At 52.1% G+C, this 15325-nt stretch carries 11 protein-coding genes; 4 read left to right on the forward strand and 7 right to left on the reverse strand.

The window, feature by feature from the left end; all coding sequences use genetic code 11:
• Window positions 1-183 precede the first annotated feature (183 nt).
• Both aceE and aceF read left to right on the forward strand, forming a co-directional pair.
• Window positions 184-2853, forward strand: a complete 2670-nt coding sequence (gene aceE / locus MET42_RS0109685; protein WP_019882741.1) for a pyruvate dehydrogenase (acetyl-transferring), homodimeric type — start codon at window positions 184-186, stop codon at window positions 2851-2853.
• A gap of 27 nt (window positions 2854-2880) precedes the next feature.
• Entirely contained in the window at window positions 2881-4224 is a 1344-nt protein-coding gene (aceF, locus tag MET42_RS0109690) for a dihydrolipoyllysine-residue acetyltransferase (protein ID WP_019882742.1), read from the forward strand.
• Between the two features lie 42 nt (window positions 4225-4266).
• Here the strand turns inward: aceF and MET42_RS0109695 are convergent, their stop codons facing one another.
• The 4 genes from MET42_RS0109695 to MET42_RS0109710 are packed head-to-tail and all read right to left on the reverse strand — an operon-like array spanning window position 4267 to window position 9967.
• Entirely contained in the window at window positions 4267-4677 is a 411-nt protein-coding gene (locus MET42_RS0109695) for a gamma-glutamylcyclotransferase (protein ID WP_019882743.1), read from the reverse strand.
• Window positions 4678-4682: 5 nt separating this feature from the next.
• Entirely contained in the window at window positions 4683-5816 is a 1134-nt protein-coding gene (locus MET42_RS0109700; RefSeq protein ID WP_019882745.1) for a PA0069 family radical SAM protein, read from the reverse strand.
• Window positions 5795-8356, reverse strand: coding sequence for a glycosyltransferase (locus tag MET42_RS0109705; RefSeq protein ID WP_019882747.1), 2562 nt, complete (start codon window positions 8354-8356; stop codon window positions 5795-5797). The genes MET42_RS0109700 and MET42_RS0109705 overlap by 22 nt, the downstream gene beginning before the upstream one ends.
• A gap of 42 nt (window positions 8357-8398) precedes the next feature.
• On the reverse strand, window positions 8399-9967 hold the full coding sequence (locus tag MET42_RS0109710; protein ID WP_019882748.1) for a hypothetical protein: 1569 nt from the start codon (window positions 9965-9967) through the stop codon (window positions 8399-8401).
• Window positions 9968-10182: 215 nt separating this feature from the next.
• On the opposite strand from MET42_RS0109710, the gene MET42_RS0109715 reads away from it, so the two are divergent.
• Window positions 10183-10656 carry a hypothetical protein gene (locus MET42_RS0109715; protein ID WP_019882749.1) on the forward strand — a complete coding sequence of 158 codons (474 nt, stop codon included), beginning with the start codon at window positions 10183-10185 and terminating at the stop codon, window positions 10654-10656.
• 76 nt (window positions 10657-10732) lie between these two features.
• Entirely contained in the window at window positions 10733-12499 is a 1767-nt protein-coding gene (lpdA, locus tag MET42_RS0109720) for a dihydrolipoyl dehydrogenase (protein WP_029512393.1), read from the forward strand.
• Between the two features lie 63 nt (window positions 12500-12562).
• On the opposite strand, the gene MET42_RS0109725 is transcribed toward lpdA, so the two are convergent.
• From MET42_RS0109725 to MET42_RS0109735, 3 genes are read right to left on the reverse strand one after another with little or no spacing between them, the layout of a single operon-like run.
• Complete coding sequence (locus tag MET42_RS0109725) at window positions 12563-13432, reverse strand: SPOR domain-containing protein (protein ID WP_019882751.1); 870 nt, start codon at window positions 13430-13432, stop codon at window positions 12563-12565.
• Between the two features lie 13 nt (window positions 13433-13445).
• The gene (locus tag MET42_RS0109730) at window positions 13446-14225 is read right to left on the reverse strand and encodes a type III pantothenate kinase (protein WP_019882752.1); all 780 of its coding nucleotides are present in this window, start codon (window positions 14223-14225) and stop codon (window positions 13446-13448) included.
• Window positions 14222-15211 carry a biotin--[acetyl-CoA-carboxylase] ligase gene (locus MET42_RS0109735; RefSeq protein ID WP_019882753.1) on the reverse strand — a complete coding sequence of 330 codons (990 nt, stop codon included), beginning with the start codon at window positions 15209-15211 and terminating at the stop codon, window positions 14222-14224. The genes MET42_RS0109730 and MET42_RS0109735 overlap by 4 nt, the downstream gene beginning before the upstream one ends.
• Window positions 15212-15325 lie beyond the last annotated feature (114 nt).

Here is a 15325-nt window from a genome sequence, read left to right on the forward strand (position 1 = left end):
TGATAGCTAGGTTGCTGAGGCTCATCACCTAAATTCAGCAACGTGTTACCATAAAAGCAGTGTCCAATTTCGGAATCCCTTCTTGGTAATCAACACTTTCCTCAGCGCTAGGCATGGCCAGGTGCGGGATACTAGGTGCTAGATTATACGCATAGCGACTAAAAACTCGGAGAATCCTCACGCATGGCAACGCATTCGCAAGCACACCTCAATGAAACCGACGCACAAGAAACGCAAGAATGGCTAGAAGCCCTCAGTGCCGTCATTGAGAATGAAGGGCCAGAGCGCGCCCACTTCCTGCTGGAAGCAATGATTGATCAGGCCCGCCGTTCCGGCGGCCATTTGCCTTATAAGGCAACCACCTCTTACGTCAATACCATCCCCACCCACTTGCAGGGCAAACTGCAAGGTGACCCGGAGATGGAACGCCGTGTACGCGCACTGATTCGCTGGAATGCGATCATGACCGTGTTGCGTGCCAACGAAAAATCGCCAGGGATTGGTGGCCATATTGCCAGCTTCCAGTCAGCAGCAACGCTATACGATGTAGGTTTTAACCACTTTTTCCGCGCTGCCAATGAAAGTTTTGGCGGCGACTGTATTTACTTCCAGGGCCACTCCTCACCAGGCGTGTACGCGCGTGCATTCCTTGAAGGCCGTATCTCTGAAGATCAAATGGACAACTTCCGCCAGGAAACTGGTGGCAATGGCCTGTCCAGTTACCCTCACCCTTGGTTGATGCCTGATTTCTGGCAGTTCCCAACCGTATCTATGGGCCTGGGCCCATTGGCTGGTATTTACCAGGCACGTTTCCTCAAATACCTGCATAACCGCGGCATCGCCGATACGGCTGACCGTAAGGTATGGGTATTCTGTGGTGACGGCGAGATGGACGAACCGGAATCACAAGGCGCGATTTCACTGGCTGCACGCGAAGGCCTTGATAACCTGATTTTCGTCATTAACTGTAACTTGCAACGCCTGGATGGCCCAGTGCGCGGCAACGGCAAAATTATCCAGGAACTCGAATCCAACTTCCGCGGTGCGGGCTGGAACGCGATCAAGGTCATCTGGGGCTCCTACTGGGATCCACTGCTGGCCATGGACAAAGACGGTATTCTGCGTAAACGCATGGAAGAATGCGTGGACGGCGAATACCAGAACTTCAAGCAAAAAGGTGGCGCGTACACACGTGAGCACTTCTTTGGCAAATATCCTGAATTGCGTGAAATGGTCGCGGCCATGTCAGATGCTGATATCTGGCGCCTGAACCGTGGTGGCCACGATCCACACAAAGTATTTGCAGCTTACCAGTCTGCAGTGAACCACAAGGGTCAACCTACCGTTATCCTGGCTAAAACCGTTAAAGGCTATGGCATGGGTGAAGCTGGTGAAGGCCAGAACACCACGCACCAGCAAAAAAGCATGGATATCGCTTCACTGAAAGCGTTCCGTGACCGCTTTGACTTGCCATTGACTGACGAGCAAGTAGAAAATCTGTCTTACTACCGTCCGACCGAAGACAGCCCGGAAATCAAATACATGATGGAACGCCGCTCTGCTTTGGGTGGCTTTGTGCCTAGCCGTCGCCGTAAAGGTAACGAGCTGACAGTGCCTGAACTATCTGCATTTGAAAACATGCTCGGTGCGACCGGTGAGCGTGAAATCTCGACCACCATGGCATTCGTACGTATCCTGTCTACGCTGGTACGTGACAAGCAAGTGGGCAAATACGTGGTGCCTATCGTGCCAGACGAAGCGCGTACCTTCGGTATGGAAGGCATGTTCCGTCAATTGGGTATTTACTCTTCTGTCGGCCAACTGTACGAGCCACAAGATTCTGACCAGGTGATGTTCTATAAAGAATCTCAAAGTGGCCAGATTCTGGAAGAAGGCATTAACGAGGCTGGCTCTTTTGCCAGCTGGCTGGCCGCCGCGACGTCTTATAGCGTCACCGGCACGCAAATGATTCCGTTCTATATCTACTACTCCATGTTTGGTTTCCAGCGCATCGGCGACTTTGCCTGGGCCGCCGGTGACAGCCGCGCACGCGGTTTCTTGCTGGGTGCCACGGCAGGCCGTACCACGCTGAACGGTGAAGGTTTGCAACACGAAGATGGCCATAGCCACCTGATGTCTGCGACGATTCCTAACTGCGTGTCTTACGACCCAACTTTTGCTTACGAGTTGGCCGTGATCATTCAGGAAGGCATGCGCCGCATGGTGCAAAATCAGGAAGATGTGTATTACTACATCACCCTGATGAACGAAAACTACACCCACCCTGCCATGCCGGAAGGCAGTGCCGAGGGCATCCTCAAAGGCATGTATAGCTTCAGCAAATCCAAAGCCAAGGGCCCGAAAGTGCAGCTGATGGGTTCTGGTGTGATTTTGCGCGAAGTGATTGCCGCCGCCGAGTTGCTGGAAAAAGACTGGGGCGTGTCTGCTGACGTGTGGAGCGTAACCAGCTTTACCGAGTTGCGCCGCGATGGTATCGATGCCGAGCGTCACAACCTGCTGAACCCGGAAGCCAAGCCTAAGCTAAGCTACGTTGCTCAAGCCTTGGCAAAAGCTGAAGGTCCAGTGATTGCCTCCACTGACTACATGCGTTCGTTTGCTGACCAGATCCACAACTATGTGCCTAACCGCTTTGTCGCCCTGGGCACCGATGGTTATGGCCGCTCAGATTCTCGCGAAGCACTACGCAGTTTCTTTGAAGTTGACCGCTACTACGTGGTACTGGCCGCACTGAAAGCCTTGGCGGATGACGGAAAGCTGCCAGCAAGCAAAGCGACCGAAGCGATCAAAAAATATAATATCGACATTACTCGTGCCAACCCGGCCACGATCTAAGGTCACGACATAAGGAAAGTATAGAATATGTCTATCAAAGAAGTACTGGTGCCGGATATCGGCAACTTTGACAGCGTCGACGTGATTGAAGTCCTGGTCAGCGTGGGTGACACCGTGGCCAAAGAAGACTCGCTGATTACCGTGGAGTCTGATAAAGCCTCCATGGACATCCCTTCTTCATTGGCTGGGGTGGTCAAAGAGATTCATATCAACGTTGGCGACAAAACCAAGCAAGGCGCACTGATTCTAACGCTGGATACCACTGCCGAAGCAGCACCTGCTGAGAAAGTCGCCCCGCAACCAACGGCCACGCCAGTCGTGGCAACGGTCAAGGTTGATGAAAAAACGGTGGCCATTCCTGAGCCAACACGCCCGGTGGCCGAAGTGCCGCAAGTAGTGCAACCGCAAGCGACCCCGAACCCGGTCGCAGCCAGCAGTGTTGCCAGCAGCGGCAAACTGGCGCATGCCAGCCCTTCTGTGCGTAAGTTTGCACGTGAGCTTGGCGTTAACTTGTCACTGGTCAAAGCCAACGGCCCGAAAAACCGCATTCTACAAGCGGATGTACAAGCCTACGTTAAAGGCGAGCTGTCCAAGCCACGTTCTGAAAACATGGGCGTGGGTGGCGGTTTGAGCACCTTGCCAATGCCAGTGATCGATTTCAGCCAGTTTGGCAGCATCGAAAACAAACCACTGTCACGCATCAAGAAATTGTCCGGCGCCAACCTGCACCGTAACTGGGTGACCGCACCGCACGTCACACAATTTGATGAAGCCGACATTACCGACCTGGAAGACTTCCGTAAGTCTATGTTGGCCGAAGCAGAAAAACGTGGCGTCAAACTGACCTTGCTGGCTTTCCTGATGAAAGCGGTGGTCAACGCATTGCGTACCTACCCTAACTTTAACGCGTCACTGTCACCAGAAGGTGATAGCCTGATTCTCAAGCAGTATTACAACATCGGCTTCGCCTGCGACACGCCAGACGGCCTGGTAGTACCAGTGGTGCGTGATGTGAACCAGAAAGACGTGATGGATATCGCACGTGACCTGGCTGACCTGTCTGCTAAAGCACGCGAACGCAAGCTGAAAGTAGAAGAAATGCAAGGCGGCTGCTTTACCATTTCCAGCCTGGGCGGTATCGGCGGCACTATGTTTACGCCTATCATCAATTGCCCTGAAGTAGCGATTTTAGGCGTCTCACGCGCGGCCATGCAGCCTGTCTACAACAAAGACACTGGCGGCTTTGACCCACGCCTGATCATGCCATTATCGCTGTCATACGATCACCGTGTGATTGACGGTGCAGACGGTGCAAGATTCACCAGCCACCTGCGAGTGATGCTGAGTGATGTGAGAAGGTTGTTACTCTAAGCTGCAATATCAAACAAAGGGCGCTGATGGCGCCCTTTGTTTTCATATCAGTTGTTCGTGCTGCATAAAGTCACCAGATTCAATCAGTCGCTTATTGTGCAGAGGCCATTGATACAGATAAATCCACACCTGTTCCAATACGCGACCATCTACGGCAAGTATCTGCGTGTTAAGCCGTTGATACTCCGCAGGCTGCCTATGTCGGGCACTACACTCCTCATAATCATCCAACACAGCCAGCGTGCTTTGCGCATCATGCAAACGGTAAACCTCCCCATAGACGCGGTCATCAGCACAGTCAGAGGCAATCACACCAGGGTAATAGCTGATCTGATACATCAGGCCTTGAAACCAGCCTCCAGTGACGAATTCAGCATGCGTAGAAAGATAAGCAGCCATTGCGTTTGCGTTACCTTGGCGCAAGGTGCCATAGACAAATAACAAATCAAGCATGGTGATTAAAACAATGTGAGTTGCGGGCTGTTTGACGACTGCCGCCAGGCATCCGGCACCTTAAACAAATCGGTACGGAATCCCAACCTTTCGCCTGACATGCCCAGCTTCTGGCAACTGAGTTTGAAACGATGTGCCAGCAAATCGGCAAATACGCCTTCACCACGCATACGCTGGCCAAACCCGCTTTGGTAGGCCTTACCGCCACGGCTTTGTTTCACAATACTCATGACATGATTGGCTTTAAGCGGGAAGTATTGCTGCAGCCATTGCTCAAACAAATCGCTTAACTCATGCGGCAAGCGCAGAAATACATAACCTGCTTTTCTGGCACCCGCTTGATGTGCTTGCTGCAGAATTTGCTCCATATCGCAATCGGTCAACGCCGGAATCACTGGTGCCACCATGACACCCGTTGGAATGCCCGCCTCGCTCAAACGGCGCAGGGTTTCAAAGCGGCGTTCAGGCGCTGCCGCCCGTGGTTCCAGTCGGCGCGCAATTTCTCTATCTAACGTCGTGATGCTCAAGTAGATGCTGGCCAAACCTTTGGCGGCCATGGGGGCGATTAAATCGATATCCCGTTCGACCAGCGACGATTTAGTCACCAGACTGAATGGGTGATTCGCTTCAGCCAGCACTTGAATGACTTGTCGCGTCAGTTGATATTCACGCTCAATCGGCTGGTAGCTATCCGTATTCATGCCCAGTGCGATGGGCGCACATTGGTACTTGGCATGCGCCAACTCTTTTTTGAGCAATTCGGCGGCATCCGCTTTCATCAGTAAGCGCGACTCGAAGTCCAGCCCGGGTGACAAGCCTAAATAAGCATGCGTAGGACGCGCGTAGCAATAGATACAGCCGTGCTCACAGCCGCGGTAATGGTTGAGGGTACGGTCAAAAGGCAAATCAGGCGACTGGATGTAGTTGATGATGGTTTTCGCTGCATCCAGCATGACTTCGGTGCGTAATGGCGGGGCATCCTCATCAAGCGTTCCCCACCCATCGTCAACGGCCACGCGGGCGTGTGGGTCAAAGCGGCTGACCTGGTTGCTGTGTGCCGCCCGCCCCTTATAGATCAAGGGCTTTTCCACCTGATCGGGTGGAAAAGCGTCAGGACTTACTTCCGTTCCGATATCCATTGACATGCCAGCGCACTCCAGTACGGCAGCGATTGCAGGGCCAGCATGGACACCCATAATTGCGCATCCAGATTGCTAAAGCCACGTGCATACAACATGGCTGCGCCCGCCATAATCAGCGATACCAGAATCAACAGTTCTTCTTTAATCGGGTCAATCAATTGCCAGTTGCTGAGCTTGGCTTTGGTTTTGTTGGTCACCACAAACACGCCAGCCTTGTGCGTCAGGCCGTTGATAATGCCTCTGGCAATCGCGTGTGACAAGCCCAGGCTAGCCAGTGAAGCGCCAAAAATATCCATCCAGCTGCAATGCATGGTTTTGCGGTACAGCACGGGCCCCAGAATCGCCTTGATCGCCAGGAAACACAGGATAGGCACAATCATGACCACCACTGGCAAACTGAAATATTTAGGAAACGCCAGCATGGCAATGGTCCAGCCGATAGAACCAATGGTGAATACCAGTTGCAAGGCCTCACCAAACCAGCCAAACCAGCCGGTCAGAAAGTGATAACGCTGACTGAAATTCAGCGATGACTTGCCCAGCAATTTAGGCATATGGTGCTTAAGAATCTGCATGGCACCAAACGCCCAGCGGTTACGTTGTGATTTAAGTGCCTTGAAGTTGGCTGGTGTCAGGCCACGACCAAAGGTTTCATCAATGTAGCGCAACTCCATATTGTTCTCGAGCAAGCGCAAACCAAGTTCAGTATCCTCACAAATACACCATTCTGACCAGCCACCCAGTGTTTGCAGTGATTCACGGCGAATCAAAGTCATGGTGCCGTGTTGAATCAAGGCATTACGTTCATGCCTATGGTGCATGCCAATACGGAAAAAGCCTTCAAACTCCCAGTTACACATGCGGTGGAAAAAGTGATTTTCCCATTCGCGGTGTGCTTGTGGCGCTTGTACTACTGCGACTTGCGACTCCTGGAAGTGTGGCACCAGGTCAGACAGCCAGTCCGGGGTCACTACGTAGTCGGCATCCACCACGCCTACCACTTTTGCATCCGGGTGCGTTTTATCCAGGGCAAAATTCAATGCCCCGGCTTTAAAGCCAGGCCAGGAAGGCAGATGGTAGAAATGGAAATTATCTGGCATGGTCGCCATATACGTTTCCAGCGGCTTCCACTTGGCTTCATCTTTGGTGTTGTTATCCACCACAATCACTTCATAGTGCGTGTAATTCAGATGACGCAGGCTATCAATGGTAGCAATCACCATTTCCGGTGGCTCGTTGTAGCAGGCCAGGTGAATAGACACAAACAGTTCCTGGTCTGCTGGTAAGGCTTGTGCCCGCTTAAACAGGCGACGCCAGGCTGGCTTAAACATCACCTCGCTGAACTCGGCGGCATAAATCATCAGTACCATAGAGGTCAATGCAATGCCCAGAATCAGGCCAATCAGCACCACGAAATCACGCAGGGTGTAGTAATAATCACCAGGCAAGTTCCAGGCAATGGTGAGGGTGGTAATACATGCTTGGAACAACACAGCCATCGACAACACACCGCCTATGCCCCAGTGTTTGAAACGCCATGCAATTAACATGAGTGGAATAAAGGCCAGCAAGCTAGACCAGGTCGCTTTCGCAATCCAGCGCGTATTTGGCGGTACAGCCCCTTGCAGCGAATACTTCTGGTGACGGTCGGCGTTATACATGCCCCAATACGCGCCAGCCCAACCTTCCAGTGCCACTTTCCATGGTTGGTCAAACGCTTCCATCAGGTAAAAATCAAGGTCTTCAATCGAGTTACGTGCCAGAAACTCGCGAATAAACCGCGCCTGATTGACTTCACTGGCAACAGAGGCGCCAATAGCCGGGCCACGGCTAGGCCAGCCCACTTCGGTAATCACGATTTTTTTACGCGGGTAAGCCTGCATGAGCTGGTTGTAACGCTCGATGGTGTATTGCACGGCTTTTTCCACTGGCACACCCTCGTGGTATGGCAGCAAATGCACGGCGATATAATCCACATGCTTCACCAACTCAGGATGCTTGAGCCAAACGTGCCATGGTTCAGCTGTTGAAACCGGCACATTACTATGCTCCCTGACAAAATCCAGGTAACCCATCAGCGACTGCACTGGCAAATCATTACGCAGTAAGGCTTCGTTACCCACAATCACACGATCGATATTGCTGTAGTTCTCCAGCTTTTCCAGCAAGGCAGAGATCTCGCGAGTGTTTTTCTGGTTATCAGTATCAATCCAGGCGCCTGCAATCACGTTCATATTGCGTCTGGCGGCCAGCGGCACAACCTCATTTAAATCCAGCGACGAATACATGCGGATATGACGCGTGTGCTTGTGCATCAAATCCAGATCTTCTGCCAACTCGGCCGTGCTTGGGTGCTGCCCATCAAGCGGGCTTTGATTGCCACGGTAGCCTGAATAAGCAAACCCATTGACTGCTGGTTTCACATTGATCAGCGGCAATGCACGGTTGGCCAAGGCCCACAGCCCGAAATGCAATGCCGAAAACAGGATGGCAAACACCAACCCGGGTACCAGTTTTTTAAACCAAGAAACGATCACTTCTCACTCTTTCCATCATGTCTGATGTATTTATTTAAACTTTTATTGGCTAAGCTGCGCACTTCTGGCCGGCAACAAAAACACTGCCACACCGCATGCTGCACACCACCACCAGGCAATCACATTGCCAGGTTCCGTCATGGCCACCGCAATTGCCATATTGGCCGCAATCACCACCATCACCGTTGTCAGCCAAATGCCCACTATAGGCAAAGGTGCCTGCACGCTAGCACGCAAAGGCGTTGTGATGATAGAAATAGCGATCATCACCAATGGCAAGCCGACCAGAATCAGCGGAAAATCAAGATAACGCCCATTGATCGCCAGACCAGCACTGGTCAGTAAAAATGCCAGCGCCAGCAAGCGTAATAATGATTGCTCGATGCAAGGCTTGATGCCCAAACCCAGCCATTGCCGCAATTGCATCAGCACTAATGTCCAGCCCAGTAATACCAGGCCACCTAACATGGCATACTCGGCGCTATTGCGTGCGGCCAGCTGCACATAGCCCACCTGCAAATAAGCATGCAAGCCAACCACACCGCCAGTAAACGCCAGCAACAGCATTTGGTTTACAGGCACGCGCTTGTATTGTCCCCAGGCAACGGCTGCTACGGCAAGTACCAAGGCCAGCAGGTAAGGTTTAAAGCCATCGGCACGCTCTGCTACAGGGCCTTGCAGATTAAATTTAGGCTGTAAATCGGTATCCAGCACGCCCCAATAACCGCCAACCGTGCCTTCCAGCTCACGCTTCCATGGCTGATCAACCGCTTCAATCACGTTGTACTGCCAATGATTGACGTGCGCCGCTTGTAAAAACTCACGCATATAGCGCGCCTGATTGATCGCACTCGGCTTGGACCAGAAGCGCTGACGCCCTTGTGATGGCCAGCCAGTCTCGCCAATCAAAATCGGCTTTTTAAACACAGTGCCCAAGTGGCCCATGACAGACGCCGTATGCGCAACCGCCTGCTCAATCGCGACTGGCTTGTCTTCCCAATACGGCAAAATATGCACGGTCACAAAGTCGACATCCTGCTCCAGCGTGGGATGCTTGAGCCAAAACTCCCAGACGTCAGCATAAGTGACAGGGGCCTTGGTATTGGCTTTGGCCCATTGCAGATATTCATGCATTTTCGGCTCGGTTTGTTCACCACGCAACAATACTTCATTACCGACCACCAGGCCACGCACGGTATCAGGGTATTGGTTAGCCTGTTGCACTGCCAATTGCAATTCAGATTGATTCAACGCATCCACCCAGCCAATCCATACTCCAAGAATGACCTTCATGCCCAATTTTTGCGCCGCTTTTGGCACGTAATCCAGCCCCTGGCCAACCGAATAGGTACGCACACAGCGTGTGACTTTAGACAGTGCCTGCAAGTCTTGCTCAATCTGCAGCGGATCGACAAAGCTGTCTTTAATCGTAGGATTCATGCCCGGTTTGTAGTACGGAGCATAAGAAACGCATTGTAATGGCAACACCTCTGCGGCCACCTCTACCAGCGCTTGCGGCTGTTGCAGGCGCCAGAGGTAAAAGATCGACCCGATCAGGAATAGGGTCAGCCAGACAATCGGTGAAATTCGAGATAACAAACGCTGCAACATGATCCCCTGAAACGGAATTCCTTAAAAAATAGCTTGCATTCTCTCACAAATACCCTCGGGATGCGTCCTACAACCCCTGATAAAACCTCAGAAATATTCCAAAAGAGACTTGGTAAATTAGGCAATTGGACTTATGATGAAACGTATTCAAAAGTCGCGTTAAAAACATCGGCTTTTAAAGAATTTCACGCCAAAATAATCATCTCAGAAGTCATATGAACGTTAAATCCTGCTTGACCACACTCGTGTTGCTCTCATCATTTTCTGTGCCAGCATTTGCGGCACCTGTTGCCAGCCTGGACTACAGCGGCGAATATCTCTGCAAAGGCAACAACGTCACCGTCGGTGACTATGAGGTAACCATTTATTTGAAAAAGAATCGACGCAACAGTACGTCGCAAGTGTCCGTATACGATCTGGCAACACATACTGAAAACAAGCAAAGCTATACCGGGCAAGCCATCACACGTGGCAAACAACTGGCCATGACGTTTAAACTGTCTGATGCCAAATATGCCGAGTTCTCCACTGGCATGGGCCAATTCACCAAAGTTGGCAAAAATGGCTGGACCTTCAAAAACGATTATTACGAACCAGATGACACAGGCGGCAACTACGGCCATGAAACCTGCACCATGAAACCGGCGCCAGTCGCCCACCCTGCGAGCGGCGCAACTAGCAGACATTAGGATGTGTAGACAGCCTGAAAGTGATCTTGTTCTTTTGGTGATAAAATAGCAAAACTAATCGGAATATAAGGTTTTCATGAGTCAAATGGTTGAAATATTGGTGCCGGATATCGGCAATTTTGACAGCGTCGATGTCATCGAGGTGCTGGTGGCCGTGGGTGATACCATCGCCAAAGAGGATTCACTGATCACGGTAGAATCTGATAAAGCCTCCATGGACATCCCCTCTTCACACGCGGGTGTCGTTAAAGAACTCAAAGTTGCAGTCGGTGACAAGGTCGCCAAAGGCAGCCTGATTTTGGTGGTAGAAAGTGCCCAAGCCGCGACGGCTGAATCGAAACCTGCAGCCGTGGAGGCAACTGCCGCCCCGATAGCACAAACAAGCGCACCTGTTGCACCCGCTCCAGCGGCAGCAACAGGCAACAATGACGTAAGCTGTCAGGTCATGGTGCTCGGTTCTGGCCCAGGCGGCTATACCGCCGCTTTCCGCGCGGCGGACTTGGGTTTGAAAGTCGTGCTGGTTGAGCGCTATCCAACCCTGGGCGGTGTGTGCCTGAACGTTGGCTGCATCCCATCCAAAGCCCTGTTGCATACAGCAAAAGTGATTACCGAAGCCGAAGAAACCGAACATCACGGCCTGAGTTTCGGCCAACCAAACATCGACCTCGACAAACTGCGTAACTGGAAAGCCAACGACGTGGTCGGCAAGCTCACTGGCGGCCTGGCACAAATGGCTAAAATGCGTGGTGTGACTGTCATCAGTGGTGTTGGTCAATTCACCAGCCCTCACCAGATTGCCGTGACTGCCGCCGATGGCAACGTCACCCTGGTTGGCTTTGAACATGCCATTATCGCGGCCGGTTCACAAGCGACTAAATTCCCTGGCGCGCCAGAAGACGAACGCATTATGGATTCGACAGGTGCACTCGCATTGGCTGACATCCCAAAACGCATGCTGGTGATTGGCGGCGGCATTATCGGCCTGGAAATGGGCACGGTGTATGACGCACTAGGCAGCAAGGTCAGTGTGGTCGAGTTTATGGACGGCCTGATTCCAGGTGCAGACCGTGACCTGGTGCGCCCATTGCAAAAGCGTATGGAAAAACGTTTCGAAAGTATTTTAGTCTCGACCAAAGTGTCTAAACTGGAAGCCAAAGCAGACGGCATTTATGTCGATTTTGAAGGCGCCAACGCGCCGAAAGAAACACAGAAATACGACCGCGTGCTGGTTTCCATTGGCCGACGTCCAAACGGCAAAAACATAGGTGCAGAAAACGCAGGTGTGATTGTGGATGAGCGCGGCTTTATTGCCGTCGACAAACAAATGCGCACCAATGTGTCTCACATTTTCGCCATTGGTGACATTGTCGGCCAACCCATGCTGGCGCACAAAGCAACGCATGAAGCCAAAGTGGCTGCTGAAGTGATTGCGGGTCATAAAGTTGAATTTGTTGCCAGCGTGATTCCATCCGTCGCTTACACCGACCCTGAAATCGCCTGGGTGGGCTTAACCGAAACAGAAGCTAAGGCCAAAGGCATTGAGATCGAAAAAGCCAGCTTCCCATGGGCAGCCAGTGGTCGTGCGTTATCGATTGCGCGTACCGAAGGTGCCACCAAGCTCATTTTTGATAAAGATACACATCGCGTTATTGGCGCAGGCATTGTCGGCATCAACGCCGGTGAATTGCTGGCTGAAGCCGTACTGGCGATTGAAATGGGCGCAGACGCACACGACTTGGGCCTGACCATTCACGCCCACCCTACGCTGTCTGAAACTGTTTGCTTTGCCGCAGAGCTTAAAGAAGGCACCATTACCGATATGTTGCCGCCGAAAAAGCGTTAACTTTATATCCTTGTACAACAAAAAGCCCGCAATTGCGGGCTTTTTGTTTGAGTCACTCCATGATTACTGGCAAGGAATCTCTTTTAATACACTATCCGGAAAATGCGAGCGGGATTTCTGCAAACTGGCGAACTGTTGTGGTGACACTTGCTGTAGCTTGATGACCGCCTGCCCGCCATTGCGCGTCGCCTTAATCAATAGTTTCACGCCCTTATTTTTCAGGTCGGCCATGAGCTTGTCTGCCAGTTTTTCATCACGGAATACGCCAAATGAGATGGCGTTACGCCATTTAGGATCGTCTTGCACAATAAAGAAATCTTCAACGCCCAGTTTGCGCAATTCATCAGCTTTGGTTTGTGCAGCTTCTGCGGTGGCCAAAGGTGGCTTGTAAATCCAGTAGCGCACGCTCTCCTGGCCGCTGCTGGTCATATTGGTTTGCGTTTTAATACTCATCTGCTGTGCCAAACTGGCGGCTTCAGTCACCCGCGCCATATTAAAGCCGCTCCACTCGTAACATGCAGTTTGGACTGCCGCATGTGTTTCCGCTGGCTTGACCAGAGGAGTTTTGTCGGCAAGCAGCTTCTCTGCAGGCTTGGTTTCGGAAGGCCTGGCTTCAGAGGACTTAGTATCCACAGGTTTTGCCTCAGCAACTTTGACTTCTGGCGCTTTGATGTCTGCTTTGGATAAATTAGACGCCATGACCGGTGAGGTGTTTGCTGCAACCGCCTCAGGCTGTAAAACAGGTTCAGGAGTAGATGCCACCGCCACCGTACGCTTAGGATAAGACGCCAATGCTTGCGCACTGAGTAATTTTATCTGTTCGGGATGTATCTCAGGCTTAAGGCTGCTGACTGCCGACAGCGATGCGTCGTGCTTAAAATAAGCAAACACTGCCACGTTGGCTAATAGCAATATCCAGAATAGTCTTTTCATTATTGTGCGCTTTTCATTCGTCTGTATTTTTAGCCAGGCAGGCCAACCCCTTTAAAACCAGATTATCCACAATAATCGCCTGCGCTGACAATGTGCCCGGCAAATATCTATTTAATAACGGTGCATCACCGCCAGTGAGTACCAATAAAGGCACTGAATCGACCAAAGCTAACATGCGCTCAAACTGTGCAGAGACTGAAGCCGCCAATGCCTGCAAGCAACCCAGCCACATTGCCTGCCGGCTTTCTTGTGCAAAGCCTGGCAGCGCATCACGTTCAAGGGGATAAGCATAATCCAGTTGCGCCGCCCCTTGCTGCAAACTTTGCCACATCAAACGCAGACCAGGTTGTATGGTACCACCAGCGAACCTGGCCCCAGCCTTATTCACCACTAGCGCATCGATTGTCATCGCTGTCCCCGCAGTAACGATCAGAGTTGGCCGACCAAACTGCTGCCAAACAGCGAGCATGCTGCACCAGCGATCACTACCCAGTTGCGAAGGCTGCTCATACGCATTTTGCACACCCAGCGCAGAAGCCTGTGATTGCACCAGATGCAATTGATCACCAAGTGCAGGTAAGCGTTGCAACCAATCTGACCCAGCCACATTGCTCAGCCAGACCTGCTCGGCCTGCTCAATCGCCTGCAACAACCGTTGGGCTTCCACATCCGCCTGCAACCACTGTTCATGCTCTAATGCATGCACCTGCCATGCAGTGGATGCATGCGATGCATCCTCCGGGCACCAGGCCCATTTGGTGCGCGTATTGCCTGCATCAATCAATAACTTCACGCTGCACTCCGCACACTGATTTCACCGGCATTAAAACGTTGTTGGCCAGTCGCGGTTTCTACCAGCAAACTGCCTTCTTCGGCCACACCCAGCACCTGACCAGGAATCGTCTGGCCATTGGCCAGCAACAAATTGACCGACTGCTGATGAAATGCATGATATGTTGTCCACTCGCGTTGAAAATAGGCAAACCCTTGTTCAGCAAACTGGTTTAAGTGTATGGCAAGCTGGCTAAGGCAGCGTCCCAGCAATATATTCGGGTCCAATGCCTGTGCAGACAACGCATTCAGGCCTAACACCGGCTGATCAATATTCAGCCTCATCTCAGGCGCGATCTCCAGGTTCAGGCCAATACCAATCACTGCCGCGCTTGGGCCTTCCATATCGCCTTGCAGCTCAATCAGAATACCACCCAACTTGTGCCATTGTCCCTGATGCAGTACCAGCAAATCATTCGGCCATTTTAGCTGCACATCCATCAGGCCAAATGAGTGCAAGGCGCGCACCAGCGCCAGACCAACCACCAGGCTGAGGCCAGACAAGCCGGCAGCACCACACTGAAAGCGCCATAACAGTGAGAAGGTCACGCTACCACCCAACTGTGACACCCAGGTACGGCCACGGCGCCCACGCCCGGCGGTCTGGATATGGGCAGCGACGCAAGTGGCGTGTGCGATCCCCCGTGCGCTTTCCTGCATTAAATAACGGTTGGTTGAATCCACCTGCGCCAGCACCTGCACATGAAACCACGGCGCATATTCGCCGCAGGCCTGCACGATGGCATCCACGTCCAGCAAAGTCACCGCCTTGGGCAGGCGGTAGCCGCGCCCACGCACGGAGAATACGGTAATGCCCAATGCTTCTACTGATTGAATCGCGTTATAAACAGTCGCCCGCGTCACGCCAAAGCGTTGCGCAAGCGTCTCGCCAGAATGAAACTTGCCATCGGCCAGTACGGCCAATATCGGGAATGCCAGTTTGTTCATCGAATGACTGTTTTAAGTGCATCAAGGGCTTTAATCATAGCCCGCAGTGTAGCATATCCGCCTTGTGCCGCCGGTCGATCAAGGCTTGAAATACAGTGCATTAAGCGTTTTGGG

Source organism: Methylophilus sp. 42, from assembly GCF_000384155.1.
Taxonomy (GTDB): Bacteria; Pseudomonadota; Gammaproteobacteria; order Burkholderiales; family Methylophilaceae; genus Methylophilus.

Coding starts and splice junctions, on each gene's coding strand:
- aceE (WP_019882741.1), top strand. CDS start 184: ATGGCAACGCATTCGCAAGCACACCTCAATGAAACCGACGCACAAGAA.
- aceF (WP_019882742.1), top strand. CDS start 2,881: ATGTCTATCAAAGAAGTACTGGTGCCGGATATCGGCAACTTTGACAGC.
- MET42_RS0109695 (WP_019882743.1), bottom strand. CDS start 4,677: ATGCTTGATTTGTTATTTGTCTATGGCACCTTGCGCCAAGGTAACGCA.
- MET42_RS0109700 (WP_019882745.1), bottom strand. CDS start 5,816: ATGGATATCGGAACGGAAGTAAGTCCTGACGCTTTTCCACCCGATCAG.
- MET42_RS0109710 (WP_019882748.1), bottom strand. CDS start 9,967: ATGTTGCAGCGTTTGTTATCTCGAATTTCACCGATTGTCTGGCTGACC.
- MET42_RS0109715 (WP_019882749.1), top strand. CDS start 10,183: ATGAACGTTAAATCCTGCTTGACCACACTCGTGTTGCTCTCATCATTT.
- lpdA (WP_029512393.1), top strand. CDS start 10,733: ATGAGTCAAATGGTTGAAATATTGGTGCCGGATATCGGCAATTTTGAC.
- MET42_RS0109725 (WP_019882751.1), bottom strand. CDS start 13,432: ATGAAAAGACTATTCTGGATATTGCTATTAGCCAACGTGGCAGTGTTT.
- MET42_RS0109735 (WP_019882753.1), bottom strand. CDS start 15,211: ATGAACAAACTGGCATTCCCGATATTGGCCGTACTGGCCGATGGCAAG.